This window comes from Erythrobacter epiphyticus, from assembly GCF_034653295.1.
In the GTDB taxonomy this organism is placed as follows: Bacteria; Pseudomonadota; Alphaproteobacteria; order Sphingomonadales; family Sphingomonadaceae; genus Erythrobacter.
On the sequence record NZ_JAYEEU010000008.1, the window covers coordinates 115,439 to 134,404 of the forward strand.

Consider the following 18,966-nt stretch of genomic DNA (forward strand, 5'->3'; position numbering starts at 1 on the left):
CGATACAAGCGGGTCAGTGCTGCGATCTTGTGCCACATTATTGCGGATCGGTTGCCGCGAAGCGATTTGTAATCAGATATTTGCGGGAATCCGGATTTCCACCACCGCGCCGCCCTTGTCATTGCGCAGCAGGGTCACTTCGCCCTGATGCGCGGTGACAATCGCGTGGACGATCGCCAAGCCCAGACCAGCTCCGCCCGTCGCGCGCGAACGCGATGTCTCCCCTCGCGTAAACGGATCGAGCAAGGCGGCGGGGTCGTCCTCCGGCCAGCCGGGCCCATCATCGGCGATGCGGAGGCGCAAGCCGCCTGCGTCGGCCGAAGCGGCGATCCGCAGCCGCGATCCGGGGGCATAGCGCACTGCATTGTCGAGCAGATTGCTGATGGCCCGCGCAAGCTTGTTGCCATCCACCTTGGCAGTCAGCGGCGGCGTATCCACCTCGACCGCGATCCCGGCCTTGTGCAGCTCTTCGCGCTGGCCTTCGATGACATGGTGGACAAGCTGATCAATCCGGGTGCTTTCGGGTTGCAGGATCATGGTCTTGGAACTGGTCAGCAGATCGAGATCACCCACCAGCTCCTCAACCATCCCGACCTGCCGCAACAGCGCGGCGATGATCTGTGTGTCGGGCTGGAACACGCCCGATTGCAGACCCACGAGCCGGCCGCGCATGATCGTGAGCGGGGTGCGCAGATCATGGGCAATCGCCGAGGAGCGGAACTTGAGATCCGCATCGGCGGCGCGCAGGGCTTCGGTCATCCGGCTGAGTTCCCGATGCAGCGCTGTCACTTCGTCGGCGGCATGGGGGCGGAGCGGCGCGGGGAGCTGGCGTTCGCCCGATCCGGTTTTGCGCGCAAAGGCGGCGAGCTGTTCGATCGGTTGCCCGATCGCCATGCCAAGCCGGTGCGCGAACCACCCGCCGGTTGCGGCGGTGATGGCGATCAGCACCGCAAGCGCGACATGGTAATTGATCTCCCAAGCAGCAAAGCCGTGCGCCAGCTTGAAATCGCGCACCACCGGGGCGCATTGGCCGGCGGTGCGGATCAGGGTATCGAGGCTGGTCTGGTCTTGCGGAGCGAGGCTGGCGATAAAAAGCGCGTCGCGCACGGCATAGACCAGATGCGGCGCGAAGGCGGCGATCACTGCCGCCGCGAGGCTCAAGGCGACGGCGCCCAGCGTGATCCGGGTGCTGATCCGCTTAGCCGACCACATCGAGCCGGTATCCCTCGCCGTGCACGGCAGCAATCGTGACCTGCGCGCCGGCCACGCTCGCCAGTTTCTGCCGCAGTCGGCTGATATGCGGATCGACCGAGCGATCGAACGCATCGCCGTCTAACGCGGTCTCGATTAAGAAGCCGCGGCTCACCACGCGCCCCTGCACATTGACCAGCGCATCCAGCAGCAGGAATTCGACCCGGGTCAGATCAAGCAGACGATCGCCATAGAAGGCGCGGAAGCCGCCGCGGTCGATCCGCAGCGCGCCATGGCTTGTCGCGATGATCGGCGCGGCCACGTGCCCACGTCGCAGCAGGACACTCGCCCGCGCCACGATTTCGAGCGGGTTGAAGGGTTTGACCACATAATCATCGCAGCCCAGCCGGAAGCCGGAAAGCTTGTCGACATCATCACCAAGCGCGCTGATCACCATGACCGGCAAATCGGGATGGGTTTCGCGCAAATCCGCCAGCACTGACCAGCCGTTGCGCTTGGGCAGCTTCATGTCCAGCAGCACCAGCTGCGGGTGCCAGCGCCACAGCGCTTCGCGCACCGCACCGCCATCGCGCACCACCATGCAGCGCGCCTCTTCCCGGGTGAGAAACGAGAAAAGGATCTCGGCAATTTCCGGTTCGTCCTCGACAATCAGGATCCGATATCCGGACAGCGAGGGGCTTGCTGCGTTCCCCATCAATGCGACCAGCCTTTGCGATGGACTCCGGGATGAGACCTGAAGGTGAATGAGACGATATCGCCCAAATGTTGGGCCTTCCTAGCAATATATTGCAAGACCGTTGCGGTGCAGCGCTGTCCCGATTGCGGGCCTTCGCGGGGAAGGGAAACCTCGGCGAAGGCCCGCCACGCTGGCGCGGGGCCCTGCGCAGCCCCGGCACTGCGTGTCAGGAGAACAGGGTCGCCGTCGGATCGTCGGGATTGGGATCCATCTGGGTGGTGCGCACCGTGCCGTTCACCAGTTCGACGATATAGACCGAGCCCGCGCGGCGTGCGTTCAGGGTGAGTTCGCCGAGCCGCGGATCAATTGTCACCCGGATATTGCGATCCGAACCCGTGTTGGCCCAGGCGGTAACAAGCCAGCGATCGGCATTGCGCATCTTGCGCGCCAGCACGCGGGCGGTCGGCACGGTGGCTGTCCGCGTGCCCCACGGGACCTGCGCGGTTTCACCCACAGCGGGGAATTCCATCGCCTTGGTCACCCCCGAGCCCGCGGCGCTATAGGGGTGATCATTCGGCCCCGGCAGCAGATCGCCGTCACGCAGGAAGGGCTCAAGGTGCGTGAAAAGGGCATAGGCCTTGCTGAGCTGGATCACATTGCGGATCTGTACAGGCCGCGTGGTGCCGACAGCGAGGTTGGATCGCATCGCTTCGAATGGGGCGCCTTCGCAGGTGAAATAGCCCGAGGCCGCCCCGATCGCGCCAGCGGTGAAATAGGCCTTCATCATGCCGAGGAAGAGATCATCGTCGGAAATGCGCGCGGCATAGGTCGCGGGATTGCCGCGCTCCCAGCCGAGGCTGACCCAGGGATAGACATACTTCTGGCCCAACCCGATCGTCCCCCCGATATCGCGCAGCGCCTGCGTGAGCGCATCGTGCGGAATGCCCTGTCCCGGGTGCACCCCAGACCAGCCGGAGTTGAAATAGTTGAAATACATCTGGGGTGAGCCATAGTCCGAGACCTGCGGCACACGATCGCGCGAGAGGAACTGCTCCCAGATAAACATGGCATTGCGCCAGTCGGCCCAGCGCCCGCGTTCGGGGCCATAGGCTTCGAGATACCACGAATAGAACGGGCGCCCCCGCGCGAGACGAGAGAAGATGCCTTCCTTGATCAGCCGTTCCTGCCGCGCTTTGGCGGCGGAGATGTAATCATGCCAGCGAGTTTGCCCCGAAGCCTGATAATCGGCCATCACGCGCGGATCCTGCCCCCACAATTGCGCGGGGTCCCGACCGCCAGACAGCCACAGGCCATATTCGCCTTCGTTGACGACAAGGCGAATGGGCTGGCCGGTGGCATCCTCGACCGCGCGCGCCTTGTCGCCGATTTGGCGTCCGATCTGGGTGAACACGCTGTCGGGTGCGGTTGGCGAGACAATGGGGCGGCCATCTTCGATGATGATGTTGCCACTCGTATCGCGGATGTAGGTTTCCGGCGGCGGCTGCAAAAGCTGCGCGCTCGCCCCGTTGTAATTGTTGAACAATCGCCACAGGCTCGCCTGTGAGAAGGCCAACGGATAGGTGCCAGGCCGGTTGCGGATTTCCTGCAAGACGGGACTGCTGGCGAGGTTCACGCCGTCATTGAACTGGCCAGCGTAGCCCCAGTTCTGCATCATCTCGACCTGAACGTTTGCGGATACCGCGCAGCTCGAATAGGTCAGCGGCAGCAAGGTATGCCCGGCCTTGAAGACCGGTCTGATCTCGCTGCGCAGATGATCGAGCGGGGTCGAGGTCGCGCCGATGGTCACCGGATTGGGATTGACGGTGAGGGTCATCGTATCGCTGGCCGCACCGCCGCTTGCGGAGCTTTCGCGCGAGAGGCGCAGCACATAGGTGCCGGGCGTACGCGCGGCCACCTGGGTCACCGCCCGGTCAGCCGATTGGAAGGTGACAGCGGTGGGCCCGCTGACCTGCTCCCACACCAGCTTGTCACCGCTCGCCGAACCGGCAAGCCGCGCGCGGGTATCGGGGAGCGTGATCGCAATGTCAGGCCCGGCATTGACCTGCGAGGTGGACGTGCCTGGCGCGGTCACCGTCTGCGAATTGTCGCCGCCTCCGCCCCCGCAGGAAACAAGCGCAAGGCTGGACAAGGCAAGACCTGTAAACGTGAAGCGACCCGATTCATGAGACATTGCGACCCTCATTATGTAGCAGAAATGCTATATATCTTATGTCATTAGACTACTTAAAAAAGTCCTAATACAAAAATAGAACCACTATGACTTTGGTGTTTTGCCGGCGTGTCGGGGCGGATTGGGCGCTCGTCAAAAGGGCCGGGACACGCGTGATCGACAGGGCCTTTGGCAGCGCCGTGCGGCTGTGCCATAAGCTGATCAACCGGGGCAGGAGGGCACCAGCATGACACAGGCCAGCGCGCATCCCGATGATCCGCATTATGTCCACCGCACCGGCTGGCTGCGCGCGTCGGTGCTGGGCGCCAATGACGGGATCATCTCGGTCTCCTCGCTTATCATCGGCGTGGCTGCGGCAACGCCGGAGCCGGGCGCTACCCTGATTGCCGGGGTGGCGGCCTTGATGGCGGGCGCGATGTCGATGGCGGCGGGTGAGTATATCTCGGTCTCCAGCCAGTCCGATTCCGAGCAGGCCGATATCCGCCGCGAGCAGGAGGCGCTGGCGCACACGCCCGAGGAAGAGCAAGCCGAACTGGCGGCGATCTACCGCGCCCGCGGGCTGAGTGAAGAAACCGCGGCGCTGGTCGCCCGCGAATTGAGCGCACAAGATCCCCTCGCTGCCCATGTCCGCGACGAATTGGGCCTGTCCGAGCATCTCGCCGCCCGCCCGCTGCAAGCCGCGCTGGCATCGGGGGCGACGTTCAGCGCCGCCGCCGCCGTGCCGCTGGTGGCCGCATGGCTGGCCCCGCCGAGCGCGATCATCGCCACGGTGGTGGGCGTGTCGGTGCTTGCGCTCGCCATCCTCGGCGCGCTGGGCGCCAAGGCGGGGGAGGCTCCGCTCACCCCGGCCGTCATGCGCGTGGTCGGCTGGGGTGTCTTTGCTATGGCGACCACTGCGGCGGTGGGGCGGCTGTTCGGGGTCAGCGTCTGACTGGCGCAGCGCGCGCCCGCGATCAGTCCGACGGGATCAGGGTGATCGCCGTCTGCCGCCCATCAATGAACCGCACGCTTGTCCCGTCAAAAAAGGCGTCTTCCTCGGTGCGGAAATCGACCCTCTGCCCGTTCCATTCGGGCACGGCGCTGTAGGTCGTGAGCTCAATCGACCAGGCCGTATCGGGGTAGATTGCCCCCGCGCCGCGTGGTTCGGGGTTCTGATTGTCCCAGAACCCGATTGAAGGTCCGGCGCCGTGGCCATGCGTACCGATCGGGTGGCTGTAGATCGACGGATCAATCCCTACCGCCATCGCATCGCGGCGCGACAGTGCCAGCACGTCGTTGCCGCTGCGCCCAACGGCAAAGTGGCCGCGCATGATATCCTGCACCCGGTTGCTGTTGGCGAGCCCGCGCTGCAAGCCTGCGGGCGCTGCCGTTTCGCCCGGCTTCAGCACATAGGCGAGATGCTGGGTATCGGTGCTGAGCCGGAGATAGGTGATCCCGAAATCCGTCCACAGCAGATCGCCCGGCTGGATCACCGTGGCGCCATCGCGCATCCCCTTGGCACCTGCGCGCTGGATTGTCACTGAAGGATGGAACCATGGGGTCAGCCCCAGCGTGCGCAGCCGGTCGCGATACCACCACTGCACGTCTTGCGTGGTGGTCACGCCCGGGGTGATCACCTTGCGCGAAAAGGCTTCGGCGATGATCGCATGGGCGATGCGGACAATGCCGGGATAGATCGCCATTTCCGCTGGCGTGCGGGTTTCGAGCCAGCGGGTCGCGAGCCGTTCGCCGGTGACAATGCGCGGGTGATATTCCGGCGGCAGCGCGGCGCGCAGCAGATTGTACTGGCTCACTGTCATTCCGTCGCCAAAGGCGCTGAGATCGGAGACGTTGACGGCGATCTTTCGCGGGTTCCGCGCCGCGATGATATCGGCGACCGCGGCCCATTGATCGGGCTGTTCTTCGGGCTTCCATGCGGGTGCAAACAGGCCGCCGAGCCCGTAGCGGCTGACCGTGAGCCGCTCGGTCGGCTTGCCTTCGCCGGGATCGTGGAAAATCAGGATCGTCCGCCGGCGCGCATGCATGTTTTCGGCATCGAGCATGGTGGCGACGACCGGTTCTTCGAAGTATTCGCGTGCCATCAACAGCCAGAGATCAACGCCTTCCTCGCGCATGATGCGCGGGATGATGGTATCGAGCCGTTCGGCCAGGATGCGGTTGATCAGTTCGGCCTGTTCGCGTGCCGGGAGAACAGCGGGGAGGGCAGGCGCGGCTTCCTCCGTGTCGCTGAGCGGCAGGGCGGGGGCAGCGGCAAGCGGCGCTGCCAGCGCCATCGCCGCGACGCTCCCGAGCCATCCGATCCGTTGGGCAAGGCCAGTCAAGCGCATGAAGTGTGTCCTGTGTCATGAGGCGCAGCAGCAAGCCGCGCGAGGATTTCGGGATCATTGATATTGGCAAAAGGATCGCGGGACGAGGTCTCGCTGTCCCACGCGATCCGCACCGCGCCAAGCCGGTCGGCCAACCGCCACAGCGAACGGCCGCCTTCGGCGATGAACGCAGCCGCCTCGCTCTCTCGGATGCGCCACAGGCTGGCAAGCGGCTGATCCTTGCCGCCGCTTACCGGCATGGCAACCGCGTGATCGCCGATCCGAGCCGCCAAGCGGGCGAGCAGATCATCGGGCAGAAAGGGCTGATCGCAGCCGATCAGCATTACCGCCTCGCACGAATTGTCGCGGGCAAAGCGCATCGCGCTGACAAGGGCGCTCACCGGGCCAAGGCCGGGCTGTTCGTCGATGAGCAGGGGCAGGCCTGCGGGCGGGATTTGATCCTGCGCGCGCACCGCAATCGCGCAGGTGCCCGATTGCCGCATCGCCCATTGGCAGGCGTGATCAAGCAGCGTCGCGCCGCCAAGTCTGCGGAGCGGCTTTGCCCCGCCCATGCGCCGCCCATCGCCGCCGGCAGCAATGACGATGGCAGGGGGGGCGGGAAGGCTCATCACCCGCCAGACTAGGCGCCCTGCGCGGTGCGTCAATTGAAGTGGTGCAAGCCCGCGCCAATTCGTGTTAGCGCCCGTTCCATGAACACGTGGATTGATGAGGCGCGCAGCGCCGTGCGCGCCGCACAGGCATATGGCGAAACGGTGCGGGCACAGGTCGCGGCGCGGGTTGCGCCGGACGGCAAGCCCGATGCCCGCTTGCTCGCACAGGAGCAGCACGCGGTGCACGGTTTCGGCTGGCTAGCCGCAACGCTCGCGGCGCTTGAGGCGACCTGCGATTGGGCCGCGCGCGCCGCTGCCGCCGGGCAATTTGGCGAGATTGAAGCGCTCACTCTCAGGATCGGGTTCGGCGAATATTGCGCACAGCTCACCAGCGGGGTCGCGATGAGCGCGAATGAGATCGTGCGCCCCGCTGCCTTCGGAACTGATGACGCAGCCCGCGCGCTGGCAGCGGATCAGGCGGTCGCGCGCTTTCTTGCTGATGGCAACACCGCGGAAACCCGCGCGCGGCTTGCGGTGCTGCTGGCGCAAGGGGCACGGCCCGACGAAGCGCTGGGGGATGATACGCTGGATCTGGTGCGCGCGCAGTTCCGCGCCTTCACCGCCGAGACCATCACGCCCCGCGCCCATCAGTGGCATCTTGATGATGCGCTGATCCCGGCGGAGATCATCGCCGAAATGGCCGCGCTTGGCGTGTTCGGCGTGTGCATTCCCGAAGCGCATGGCGGGCTTGGCCTTGGCAAGCTTGCGATGGCCGTGGTGTCGGAGGAGCTGTCGCGCGGGTGGATCTGTGCCGGCTCGCTCGGCACCCGCGCCGAGATCGCGGGTGAGCTCATCAGCGAGAATGGCACGCCTGCGCAAAAGGCGCATTTCCTGCCGCGCATTGCCGATGGTTCATGCCTGCCCACCGCTGTCTTCACCGAGCCGGATACCGGCAGCGATCTTGCCTCGGTCAGAACCCGCGCCGAGCGCCAGGCCGATGGTTCCTGGCGGGTGACCGGGGCCAAGACGTGGATCACCCATGCCGCGCGCGCCGATTTGATGACGCTGCTGGTACGTACTGATGCGAACGCGCCGGGCTATCCGGGGCTCTCCATGCTGCTTGCCGAAAAGACCCGCGGCAGCGACGCTGACCCGTTCCCCGATGCTGGCATCGCGGGCAGCGAAATTCCCGTGCTCGGCTATCGCGGAATGAAGGAATATGCGCTCGGTTTTGATGGCTTTGCGGTGGCCGGTGATGCGCTGCTCGGCGGGGTTGAGGGGCAGGGCTTCAAGCAATTGATGCGCACCTTCGAAGGGGCGCGCATCCAGACCGCTGCCCGCGCGATCGGGGTGGCATGGAACGCCTTTGATCTTGCGCTCGACTATGCGCAAAGCCGCAAGCAGTTCGGCGAGCCGTTGACGGCCTTTCCCCGCATTGCCGACAAGCTCGCGCTGATGGCGGCGGAAATCGTGATGAGCCGCGAGCTGACCTATTACGCCGCGCGCGCCAAGGATCGCGGCACCCGCTGCGATATCGAGGCGGGCATGGCCAAGCTGCTGGCTGCACGCACGGCGTGGATCGCGGCGGACAATGCCGTGCAGGTACATGGCGGCAATGGCTATGCGCTCGAATACCCGATCAGCCGGGTGCTGTGCGATGCGCGCATTCTCAACATCTTTGAAGGCGCGGCAGAGATTCAGGCGCAGGTGATCGGGCGGGGGCTGCTCACCGCGCAGGCGGCCTAGGGCAAAGGCGCGGCATCGGTCACGCCTGCGTCCGGTTGCCCGCGGCACGCCGCCCTGCCAGTGTCGCGCCCGATGATTCGCGAACCTGACACCGCTGCCGCCGCCACTGCTGGCCCCTTCCTTCTGACCGAGGGCATCCATAATCTGCGCGATTATGGCGGCTATGCCGTGGCGGGCGGTGCGCGGGTCAAAGCCGGCCTGTTGTGGCGTTCGGGCCAGCACATGGAAGCGAGCGAGGATGATCTTGCCTTGCTGGCCCGGCTGGATATTCGCACGATCATCGATCTGCGCGGCAGCAGCGAACGCGAGGCCTTTCCCTGTCGCCGTCATCCCGAATTCGACGCTCATGTGATCGCCTTTGATGGCGAGACCACCAGTTCCCCGCCGCACGAAGGCGGCGGTGGGCAGATCGAGATGACCCCTGCCAAGGCGCGTGAGCGCATGCTCGCCGTCTATACCCGCATGCCCAACAACCCGGCGATGCGCCACATGTTCACCCGCTATTTCGCCGCGCTCGACACCCGCGAGGGGGCAAGCCTTGTCCATTGCTTTGCCGGCAAGGATCGCACCGGGGTGGCTGCCAGCCTGCTGCTCCACGCGCTCGGCGTGCACCCCGATGATGTGATGGGCGAATTCCTGCGCACCAATGATGCGCCGACCGTGCATATCCTCGAACGCCAGTCGCTCCCGCGGATGCAGGCCCATTATGGCGAGATCGCGCCCGAGGCCCGTCGCAACCTGATGGGGGTGCTGCCCGAATATCTCGATACCTACATCACCGAGGCCACGCGCATCGCCGGATCGCTGGATGCCTACATGGCGGAGGTTTTGGGTGTGGATAGCTCGCGCAAGGCGCGGTTGCAGGCGCGTTTTGTGGCGTGACATTGCGCCGCGTCCTTCCCATATCGCCGCTTGACCCCATCACGCATTGAAGAGATCACCATGGCCACTCACCACACCAAGATGCTTATCATCGGCTCCGGCCCGGCAGGCTACTCTGCTGCGATCTATGCGGCGCGCGCGATGCTCGAACCGATTGTGGTGCAGGGGCTCCAGCCCGGCGGGCAGCTTACCATCACCACCGATGTCGAGAACTACCCGGGTTTTCGCGATGTGGTGCAGGGCCCGTGGCTGATGGAGGAAATGAAGGCGCAGGCCGAACATGTCGGCACGCGGATGATGTGGGACACGATCGTCTCGGTCGATCTCGAAGGGGGGCCGCCGTTCCGCGCGATCGGCGACAGCGGTGATGAGTATATCGGCGAAACGCTGGTGATCTGCACCGGCGCGCAGGCCAAGTGGCTCGGCGTTCCGGGCGAGATGGAGCTCGGCGGCAAGGGCGTATCCGCCTGCGCGACCTGCGACGGGTTCTTCTATCGCGGCAAGAAGGTTGCGGTGATCGGCGGCGGGAATACCGCTGTCGAAGAGGCGCTCTACCTCACCAACCATTCCGACGACGTCACCCTGATCCATCGCCGCGACAGCTTGCGCGCCGAGAAGATCCTCCAGGAACGTCTCTTCGCCAATCCCAAGATCACGGTGCTGTGGAACAAGGCGGTCGAAAGCTTCGAGGCGGGCGAGAACGGCATGCTCGATCACCTTGCACTCAAGGATACTGTCACTGGCGAGGCTTCGACTGTGGCGGTGGATGGCGCTTTCGTCGCCATCGGTCACGCGCCCGCGACCGAGCTGTTCAAGGGCAAGCTGCCGGTGGACGAAAGCGGTTATCTGCTGACCGAACCCGGCACGCCCAAGACCGCGATCCCCGGTGTTTTCGCCGCTGGCGACGTCACCGATCACGTCTATCGCCAGGCCGTGACCGCAGCAGGCATGGGCTGCATGGCCGCGCTTGATGGCGAGCGGTTCCTCGCCGCGCGGGCCCACGCGACCAAGGAAGTCGAAGCCGCGGAATGATCCGCCGCCCCGCGCGGGCTTCAGAACACCGCCAATCCGGCGTGCAGGATCAGCGCGATCAGCGCGAGGCTGGATAGCGAATAGAGCGCAAAGCGGAGCGCGACCTTGTTGATCGTCGCCTGCACCAGGCTGTGCGCGATCCGCAGGCCGACATAGGCCCAGGCGATCAGGCTGTTGAGCCCGTCGCCTTGCCCGATCAGCGCCAGCACGATGGCGACCGCGTAGAACAGCGTCGGCGCTTCGTGCAGGTGGTTGTAATTATGCGCGGGCCACTGGGTTTTGGGCGGCAGTATCTCATCGAGCGCCTTGGTGTTGCGGGCATCATCGGGCTTGAGCCCCGATGCAGTGAGCGCCGGCAGGCGCACAGCATACATCCACAGCCACATTACCATCGTCCATGCGAGCAGCACCACGACAGGTTGCAGGATTTCCATACCAATCATCACGTGGTCTCCTCAAGCGGGCAGGGCAGACGGATCAGCGAACACGGTTGCCATCACCGCGCGCACCGCGAGCACGATCAGTGCAATCGTGCTGAGAAGGAATAAGGCAAAGCGCACCGGAATGGTGTTCACCAGCACTTGCCACAGCGAATGCACCACGCGCAGCGCGAAGTAGGTCCAAGCCAGCATGATATCGAGCGCGCCGGGGCCAGTGAGTGCAAGGATCAGCACGGTCGCATAGAACAGCGTCGGCTGTTCATGCAGGTGGGTGTGATTATGCGCGGGCCAATTGGCCTTGTCAGGGATCACCCCTTCAAGATCATTGCCGCGCACGCCTTGTTTGCCAGCGAGCGCGGACTTGTCTTCCAGTTTGGCGACAGCGCCGAACCGCGCCGGGATGATCCAGAACAGCATGATGAGCGTCCACACCACCAGCAAGGCGGCGGGCGCGAGAATTTGCGCCTGCATTGATTGATCCCCTGATTGCACCTTTTTCTGGGGCGAGACTGCGAGCGGGGCAAAAGATTGTCAATTGCAACCGGTCACGGCGCGGTGAGGATGTGCAGTTGGAAATAGCCAAGCGGCCCGCGCGTGCTCGCGAGCGACAGGCCGCGCTTCGCCGCGATCTGTGCGGCAGCGGCGGGCAGCGCGGTGCGCGGGGCGACATGGAACTTGGCCAGCCACGCAAGCAGCCCGCGCGCGAGCGGGCGGGGCAGGCCTGCCAGATCGCCGAAATCGACAAGATGCAAACTGCCCCCGGGCGCGAGCAGGCTTGCAGCGTGATCCAGCGCGCCTTCCCAATCGGGGATCATCGACAGCGAATAGGACAGCACGATGCGATCGAATTGCACTTCGCCGAGCACGCCGGGCGCATCGAAAGTGCAGGCGTCGCCCTGACCAAGCCTTGCCTTGTCACCAAGCGTCTTGCGCGCGCTTTTGAGCATTTCCTGCGAGATATCGAGGCCAAACAGCCGGATTCCCGGCCATTTCTGCCAGATCTTGGCGAGATTGCGCCCGGTGCCGCAGGCGATCTCCAGCACCCGCATTCCCGGCCGCGCATCCAGCCCCACAATCAGCGTATCGCGCCCGAACAGGTAGTACTTGCGCGTCAGGTCATAGATGTGGCGCTGCCCGCGATAGACCTCGTCCATCAGCGCCGCGTGTGACGATCCTGCGCTCGCCATCACGCCAGCTCGTACACATGGACACCGCCATAGATCGACGAACGGTCACGGCGGGTGCAATCGGCGGAGGTCTCTTCAAGGTAACGCCACTTCGACAGGATCGCGTCATCCAGACGGCCGGGCAGCAGGCTCGGCTCGGCGGCGGTGCGGAACAGCACCCGCGCGCCGGGGCGGCTCGCGCGGGTGATCCTGGCCCACAGGTCATCAAGCTGCGCGTTGTTCATCCAGTCCTGCGCGTCGAGCAGCACGAAGCGATCCATGCTCGCCTCGTCGCGCGCGCCGATCCAGTCGACCATATTGGCGCGCACCACATCGATGCGGTCAACCCGCTCCTTCATCGCGTCCCAATGGGCGCGCTGGAGATAGGGCGGCAGCGGGGCATCCTCCGAACGGCTGTAGCCGCGTCCGAAGGCCTGCCAGGCGAAGTAGTTATCCTGCACGGCAAAGTCGCAGGCGAGCTTTTCCAGCCGCCGTCGCAACACTTCGGCCATGCGCTCATCACCCGCCAGGTGCTCGAACTGCGCCGGCGGAATGCCGAGCCCGAACAGCGAGGCGGGCTGATCGGTCAGCCAGCGGATGAAGCGCTTCTCGAACACCGGCGCCAGCTCCCGCTCGAACACTGCGCGCTGTTCCTCCAGCGTTTGCGCCGCGAGCACCTTGCCGAGATCGATCTTGTACAGCTTGGCAAAGACATGCGCCACGCCGATGAAGTTGCCGAGCAAGCCCTTCCGGTAAATGCCGCGGGTGAAGTACGAGATGCGCCGCCTCCCGCGAATGTCGCGCTGTTCCCAGTAGGCACGGCTGACCAGATCGAGGTGCGGCGCGATCATGGTGGTGTAGACTTCGGCGTTTTCCTTGTGATCGGCGTGGGCGAAGAAGCGGTGGAATCGCTCGTAATTGGGCAGGTGCCTGATCGCCGCGATCTTGAGCCGACCGAGCGCGACATGCGCGTGGTTGAGATCGACCGCCGTGACGCTTTCAGGGTTCGCCGTCAGGTAGGACAGCGCGTTGCAGCTGCCGCTGGCGATGCACATGACGCGGCTGTCCAGCTCGATGGCGAGGCCCTCCATATCGACCACCGGGTCTTCCCAGATCTGGGCATAGACCAGCCCCTTGAAAGCCAGCGCAAACGCCTTGTCGAGCAGCTTGTCGCCGAGCCCCGCATCCTTGCGGACGACCGCGTCCTCGATGATCCGCTTTGCCTGTGTCGCCATGGGGAGGGGGCCTTTCGTAACGTCAGGTGCAAGCCATATGGCGCGTGCGTGTCGGCATTGTGACGCTTTCCACTAGGGCGATGACGGATTTTATGCCCGTTCGTCCTGAGCCTGTCGAAGGACCGTTCTTCTTCTCTTGCTTGGCGCGAGACGCAAGCAAGACAGCCCTTCGACAAGCTCAGGGCGAACGGGGCAGGGGGCTAGTCGCCGCCCGCAATCGTTGCGGCATAGGCCGCGGGATCGGCATTGCCGCCGGTAAGCATGATCACCGTGCTCTCATCCACCGGCACCTTGCCCGCCAGTGCCGCCGCCAGCGCTGCGGCACCGCCCGGTTCGACCACCAGCCTGAGATGGGCGAAGGCGTAGCGCTGGGCGGCACGCACCTCGTCATCGGTGACCGTAACGCCCGGTTCCGCGCGGCCTTGCAGGACGCCAAGGTTGATCGGCTTGGTCGCGAGCGGCTGGAGCGCGTCGCAGATCGTCCTGGGGGCATCAGGGGCAGCGGGGACGATGGCTCCGGCGGCGAGCGACTGCCCGACCATGTCCCACCCCACCGGCTCGACCGGGTGGATGGCACTGTCAGGCGCGCCGAGCGCCAGCCCAGCGGACAGTCCACCGCCGCCGCAGCAGGCGACGATCCGCGAAGGGGCGCGGCCCAGTTGCGCGATGATCTCGATCGCGGCCGAGCCTTGCCCTTCGATCACCCAGGGATCGCCGAAGGCATGAACCAGCGTGCCGCCTTGTTCGGCGATCAGCTTGGCCGCCACCGCGTCGCGATCTTCTCCCGGACGCTGATAGAGCACGACCTCGGCACCGAGCGCGCGGGTGTTGGCCAGTTTCACCTCGGGCGCATCGTGCGGCATCACGATGGTCGCGCCCAGCCCGAGCCGCCGCGCCGCCCAGGCCACGCCCTGCGCGTGATTGCCCGATGACACCGCGACCACACCCGCAGCGCGTTCCTCCGGCGAGAGGTTCACCAGCCGCCACCATGCACCCCTGATCTTGAAGGCGCCGATCGGTTGCAGCACCTCGGCTTTGACCAACGCCTGCACGCCGCCGATGTCGACCGGCAGCAGCGGCGTGGGCGGCAGGATCGCAGCGACCGCTTCGGCCGCCGCCAGCACGCCTTCATGGGTAGGGATTCGTTCAGTCACGTGGGTCGGTTCCTGTCTGTTGGAGACAATTGAGACACTGTCATGAAGCAGAAAAGTGACCAAGCGCAAAGCCTTGGTCGCGGTAACAAGCAGGCCGGGGCGGGGAGGCGAGGTCTCATCTTCCGGTCAGTCTGCCCCATCATATCCCGGTAGGAAATGCGGATCATTTGTCGCGCGTTCTGCGTTGGGGTAGGGCGCTGCGCAAGATTCGCATCGCTTCACGAAAGGTTCCTATCATGTCGGCAGCAAAATCCAGCACCGTCCTTGTTATCGGCGCGGGCGGGGTCAGCTCGGTCTGCGTCCACAAGATGGCGTTCAATCCGGACATCTTCCCCGAAATCCACCTCGCCAGCCGCACCAAGTCCAAGTGCGACGCGATTGCCGCCAGCGTGAAAGAACGCTGCGGGCGCGATATCGCAACCTACGAGATCGACGCCGAGGAAGTCCCGGCGATGGTCAACCTGATCCGCAAGACCGGCGCGGGCCTCGTCGTGAACCTCGCGCTGCCCTATCAGGATCTGCCGATCATGGACGCCTGCCTCGAAGCGGGCGTCGACTACCTCGACACCGCCAATTACGAGCCCAAGGACGAGGCCAAGTTCGAATACAAGTGGCAGTGGGCCTATCATGAGCGTTACAAGGACGCCGGCCTAATGGCACTGCTGGGCAGCGGCTTCGATCCAGGCGTCACCTCGGTCTTCACCATGTGGCTCAAGAAGCACAAGCTGAAGACCATCCGCCAGCTCGACATTCTGGATTGCAACGGCGGCGATCATGGCCAGCATTTCGCGACCAACTTCAACCCGGAAATCAACATCCGCGAAGTGACTGCCCCGGCGCGTCACTGGGAGAACGGTGAGTGGGTCGAGACCCCGGCCATGTCGAACAAGGTGGCGTTCGACTTCGAAGCCGTCGGCCCGAAGAACATGTATCTGATGTATCACGAGGAGCTCGAAAGCCTCGCCAAGTTCGTCCCCGAGCTGGAACGCGCGCGATTCTGGATGACCTTCGGCGATCAGTACATCACGCACCTCACCGTGCTCCAGAATGTCGGCATGACCAGCATCGAGCCGGTGAAGTATCAGGGCAAGGATATCATCCCGCTGCAATTCCTCGCCGCCGTGCTGCCCAAGCCCGAGACGCTGGGCGAGACCACCAAGGGCAACACCAATATCGGCGTGATCGCGACTGGCGAGGCCTTGGATGGTTCGGGGGAGAAGACGTTCTACATCAAGAACATCTGCTCGCACGAGGCGGCCTATGAGGAGACCGGCAATCAGGCGGTGAGCTACACCACCGGCGTCCCCGCGATGATCGGCGCAGCGATGATGGTGCGCGGCGACTGGCGCGGGGAAGGGGTGTTCAACATCGAGCAGATGGACCCCGATCCCTTCATGGCGATGCTCAACGCCCATGGCCTGCCGTGGACGGTCGAAGAAATGGCCGGGCCGGTTGATTTTTGAGGATTTTTGTTCACGCAGAGACGCAGAGAAGAAAGGGAGACGCAGAGGGCGTGATGTTGCCGATCGACGAGCTCAGTGCTGCCGTCATTGAAGAGGCGATCGGCATTCACCGGGAATTTGGCCCGGGCTTGTTTGAATCGGTTTATGAGTCCGTGCTCGTCGGAAGGCTCCGTTCGCGCGGGCTCAAGGTCGAACGACAGGTTCAGGTAAAAGCCGTCTTCGACGGCGAGGTCTATGATCCGGCTTTCAAGATCGACATGCTCGTCGATGACCGGCTTGTCCTTGAGATCAAGGCTGTCGAACGGCTTAGCAAGGCCCACGCCAAGCAATTGCTGACCTATCTGAGATTACTCAAACAGCCCGTAGGGCTGCTTCTCAATTTTTCCGAAGCGACCATGAAGGATGGTATCCGCAGGGTCGTGAACGATTACAAACCGGGATGACCTCTCTGCGTCTCGACTTTCTTCTCTGCGTCTCTGCGTGAAACAAAAAAGGGCAAAGGGCACAATGTCATATTTCGCTCGGGCGTTTGTCAGGCAGATTCCGCTTGTCGCGCTTCTTGCTGTGACACTCACCGCTTGTGATGCGCTGGCGCCGCCGCTGCCGCCCGAAGTCGTGCCGGTTGTCACCGTCGACAAGGGCTGGCCCGTGGTCCCCGAGGATGCGGTGTTCGGGCAGGTCAGCGCGGTCGATCTCGACGCTGCGGGCAATGTCTATGTGCTGCACCGGGCGAGCCGGGAATGGCAGAAGCCCTTTCCTGCCGATCCCATTGCCGAGCCGACCGTTTTCGTATTCGCCCCGGATGGCACGCTGATCAAGCGTTGGGGGGCAGGGCGGTTTGTCATGCCCCACGGGCTTTCGATCGACCCTGAAGGCAAGGTCTGGATCACCGATGCCGGGCTCGAACAGGTCTTCCGATTCAGCCCTGAAGGCGAGGAGGAATTGGTCATCGGCGAGCGCGGGGTCAGCGGTGCGGATGGCCGCCATTTCGGCCGTCCGGCGGATGTGGCCTTTCTGGGTGCCGGAACGCAGCTGCGCGTGCTGGTGGCCGATGGCTATGTGAACACCCGCATCGCCGAATTCTCGCGTGAGGGGCGCTTCATCCGGCAGTGGGGTGAGTTCAGGATTGCCCATGCTGTCGCGGCGGACGCGCGCCGCCTCTATGTTGCCGATCGCGAAAACAGCCAGATCCAGATCTTCGATCATCAAGGCCGGTTGGTGCGGAAACTCGCGATGCGGGGCGGCAATCATCCCTATGCCGTCAGACCGCTGCCGGATGGCCGCCTCGTCGTGCTGGAGGGGCGCGATGCGCAGGATCGCACCCGCGCGATCCTGCGGCTGTACGGGACAAACGGCCTGCTCGAACGCTCGCTTGACGCAGGCCTGCCCGGCACCAATATGAGCCTTGGCCATGATTTGGCGATTGCGCCCGATGGCTATGCCTATGTCACTGATGTCAAGGCGGGGCGCGTCGTGCGCTTTGCCATCCCTCCCATTTCGGACAAGCCCTGACCATGCAAACCAAGGCCGGTGATCCGGGCGCTTTTGCCCATTTCGATCTGTCGCGGGTGGATAGCCCCGCCTTCGTCGTGGACGCGGCCAAGCTGCGCGCCAATTGCCGGGTGCTGGCCGGGGTGCGCGATGCGGCAGCGGCGGACGGGGCGGACATCAAGGTGTTTGCGGCGCTGAAGGCGTTCTCGATGTGGTCGGCCGCGCCGATCATCGGCGAATATCTCGATGGCGTTTCCACCAGCGGGCTGTGGGAAGCGCGGCTCGCGTCCGAATTCTACGATGGCGAGATCGCGACCTATTCCGCCGCCTTCAAGCCGGAGGAGCTGGAGGAAATTTGCCGCCTCTCCGATCACGTGATCTTCAATTCGCCGTTCCAGCATGAACGGGCGCGGCTGATCCTCGATCATGCGGCGGCGAATGGGGCCAAGGTCAGCACGGGCCTGCGCATCAACCCGCAAGTGCCGACCGGCGAGGTTGCGAAGTACGACCCCAGCGCCCCCGGATCGCGGCTCGGCTTCCCGCTCGACCAGCTCACCGAGGAGCACATGGAGGGCGTGGAGGGCATTCACTTCCACAACCTGTGCGAACAGGATTTTGAGCCGCTGAAAGCCACGTGGGACCGGGTGTTCGACGTGATCGAGCCGTATTTCGGTCAGCTGAAGTGGATCAACATGGGCGGCGGCCACCACATCACCCGCGCCGATTACCAGCGCGAGGAGTTGGTCGAATTCCTCAAGGACGCGGCTGAGGATACCGGCTGCCAGATCATCCTTGAACCGGGTGAGGCGGTGGCGCTGGATGCTGGGATTCTGGTGGGCACGCTGCTTGATACCATGTTCAATGAAGTTCCTGTCGGCATCACCGATATTTCGGCGACCTGCCACATGCCCGATGTGCTCGAAGCGCCCTATCGTCCGGCAATGCTCGGCGAGTTGCGTGATCCCGATCTGATCCCGATTCGCCTTGGCGGGCCATCCTGTCTCGCCGGGGACGTGATCGGCGACTACCGCCTGCCCGTTCCGGCCGAGCCGGGCGCGCGGTTCGCCTTCCTCGATCAGGCGCATTACTCGATGGTCAAGACCAACACCTTCAACGGAGTGGCCCTGCCGTCGATCTGGATGTGGGATTCGGAAACCGACGCGCTCGATTGCATCAAGCGCTTCGATTATCAGGATTTTCGTGACCGCTTGAGCTGAGTTTTTACGGCCCGCACACGATGGTCTGCGCCTGCGGTGCGGGCGTGCAATTGTCACATGTTTGCCAGCCCGAAAACGCTGTCTTGGAAAAGTAACGTTTCGCGGCGCGCAGGCCCATTTTTCGTTTGCAATTTGCCCCCCAAG

At 64.3% G+C, this 18,966-nt stretch carries 18 protein-coding genes; 8 read left to right on the top strand and 10 right to left on the bottom strand.

The features are described from left to right. Positions 1 to 72: 72 nt before the first annotated feature. The 3 genes from SOQ14_RS10115 to SOQ14_RS10125 form a co-directional block, all read right to left on the bottom strand. Positions 73 to 1,212 carry an ATP-binding protein gene (locus tag SOQ14_RS10115; protein WP_322897981.1) on the bottom strand — a complete coding sequence of 380 codons (1,140 nt, stop codon included), beginning with the start codon at positions 1,210 to 1,212 and terminating at the stop codon, positions 73 to 75. Then, on the bottom strand, positions 1,199 to 1,906 hold the full coding sequence (locus SOQ14_RS10120; RefSeq protein WP_322897982.1) for a response regulator transcription factor: 708 nt from the start codon (positions 1,904 to 1,906) through the stop codon (positions 1,199 to 1,201). The genes SOQ14_RS10115 and SOQ14_RS10120 overlap by 14 nt, the downstream gene beginning before the upstream one ends. A 208-nt stretch (positions 1,907 to 2,114) precedes the next feature. Further along, entirely contained in the window at positions 2,115 to 4,037 is a 1,923-nt protein-coding gene (locus SOQ14_RS10125) for a PKD domain-containing protein (protein WP_322897983.1), read from the bottom strand. A 268-nt stretch (positions 4,038 to 4,305) separates the two neighbouring features. Here SOQ14_RS10125 and SOQ14_RS10130 point away from each other — a divergent pair, with 268 nt between their 5' ends. After that, a complete protein-coding gene (locus SOQ14_RS10130) occupies positions 4,306 to 5,010 on the top strand; it encodes a VIT1/CCC1 transporter family protein (protein ID WP_322897984.1) in 705 nt (234 codons plus the stop codon). A 22-nt stretch (positions 5,011 to 5,032) separates the two neighbouring features. On the opposite strand, the gene SOQ14_RS10135 is transcribed toward SOQ14_RS10130, so the two are convergent. Further along, complete coding sequence (locus SOQ14_RS10135) at positions 5,033 to 6,406, bottom strand: M24 family metallopeptidase (RefSeq protein ID WP_322897985.1); 1,374 nt, start codon at positions 6,404 to 6,406, stop codon at positions 5,033 to 5,035. Next, positions 6,397 to 7,014, bottom strand: coding sequence for a molybdenum cofactor guanylyltransferase (gene mobA, locus SOQ14_RS10140; protein WP_322897986.1), 618 nt, complete (start codon positions 7,012 to 7,014; stop codon positions 6,397 to 6,399). Before mobA ends, SOQ14_RS10135 begins: the two co-directional genes overlap by 10 nt. Positions 7,015 to 7,095: 81 nt before the next feature. Here mobA and SOQ14_RS10145 point away from each other — a divergent pair, with 81 nt between their 5' ends. The 3 genes from SOQ14_RS10145 to trxB all read left to right on the top strand — a co-directional run bounded on the left by SOQ14_RS10145 (position 7,096) and on the right by trxB (position 10,656). Continuing rightward, entirely contained in the window at positions 7,096 to 8,742 is a 1,647-nt protein-coding gene (locus SOQ14_RS10145; protein WP_322897987.1) for an acyl-CoA dehydrogenase family protein, read from the top strand. 72 nt (positions 8,743 to 8,814) lie between these two features. Beyond that, the gene (locus tag SOQ14_RS10150) at positions 8,815 to 9,624 is read left to right on the top strand and encodes a tyrosine-protein phosphatase (protein WP_322897988.1); all 810 of its coding nucleotides are present in this window, start codon (positions 8,815 to 8,817) and stop codon (positions 9,622 to 9,624) included. Positions 9,625 to 9,684: 60 nt separating this feature from the next. Beyond that, the gene (gene trxB / locus SOQ14_RS10155; protein WP_322897989.1) at positions 9,685 to 10,656 is read left to right on the top strand and encodes a thioredoxin-disulfide reductase; all 972 of its coding nucleotides are present in this window, start codon (positions 9,685 to 9,687) and stop codon (positions 10,654 to 10,656) included. A gap of 20 nt (positions 10,657 to 10,676) precedes the next feature. Here trxB and SOQ14_RS10160 read toward each other — a convergent pair whose 3' ends face one another. The 5 genes from SOQ14_RS10160 to SOQ14_RS10180 form a co-directional block, all read right to left on the bottom strand. Next, entirely contained in the window at positions 10,677 to 11,099 is a 423-nt protein-coding gene (locus SOQ14_RS10160; protein ID WP_322897990.1) for an MAPEG family protein, read from the bottom strand. Positions 11,100 to 11,111: 12 nt separating this feature from the next. After that, a complete protein-coding gene (locus SOQ14_RS10165; RefSeq protein WP_322897991.1) occupies positions 11,112 to 11,567 on the bottom strand; it encodes an MAPEG family protein in 456 nt (151 codons plus the stop codon). A gap of 74 nt (positions 11,568 to 11,641) precedes the next feature. After that, entirely contained in the window at positions 11,642 to 12,283 is a 642-nt protein-coding gene (locus tag SOQ14_RS10170) for a class I SAM-dependent methyltransferase (protein WP_322897992.1), read from the bottom strand. Then, a complete protein-coding gene (locus SOQ14_RS10175) occupies positions 12,283 to 13,497 on the bottom strand; it encodes a BtaA family protein (protein ID WP_322897993.1) in 1,215 nt (404 codons plus the stop codon). The genes SOQ14_RS10170 and SOQ14_RS10175 overlap by 1 nt, the downstream gene beginning before the upstream one ends. 200 nt (positions 13,498 to 13,697) lie before the next feature. Further along, positions 13,698 to 14,651, bottom strand: a complete 954-nt coding sequence (locus SOQ14_RS10180; protein WP_322897994.1) for a threonine ammonia-lyase — start codon at positions 14,649 to 14,651, stop codon at positions 13,698 to 13,700. Positions 14,652 to 14,887: 236 nt separating this feature from the next. On the opposite strand from SOQ14_RS10180, the gene SOQ14_RS10185 reads away from it, so the two are divergent. The 4 genes from SOQ14_RS10185 to SOQ14_RS10200 all read left to right on the top strand — a co-directional run bounded on the left by SOQ14_RS10185 (position 14,888) and on the right by SOQ14_RS10200 (position 18,822). Continuing rightward, the gene (locus tag SOQ14_RS10185) at positions 14,888 to 16,114 is read left to right on the top strand and encodes a saccharopine dehydrogenase family protein (protein ID WP_322897995.1); all 1,227 of its coding nucleotides are present in this window, start codon (positions 14,888 to 14,890) and stop codon (positions 16,112 to 16,114) included. 53 nt (positions 16,115 to 16,167) lie between these two features. Next, complete coding sequence (locus SOQ14_RS10190; protein WP_322898132.1) at positions 16,168 to 16,557, top strand: GxxExxY protein; 390 nt, start codon at positions 16,168 to 16,170, stop codon at positions 16,555 to 16,557. 121 nt (positions 16,558 to 16,678) lie between these two features. Further along, the gene (locus SOQ14_RS10195; protein WP_322897996.1) at positions 16,679 to 17,626 is read left to right on the top strand and encodes a peptidyl-alpha-hydroxyglycine alpha-amidating lyase family protein; all 948 of its coding nucleotides are present in this window, start codon (positions 16,679 to 16,681) and stop codon (positions 17,624 to 17,626) included. Positions 17,627 to 17,628: 2 nt separating this feature from the next. Beyond that, the gene (locus SOQ14_RS10200; RefSeq protein WP_322897997.1) at positions 17,629 to 18,822 is read left to right on the top strand and encodes a carboxynorspermidine decarboxylase; all 1,194 of its coding nucleotides are present in this window, start codon (positions 17,629 to 17,631) and stop codon (positions 18,820 to 18,822) included. Positions 18,823 to 18,966 lie beyond the last annotated feature (144 nt).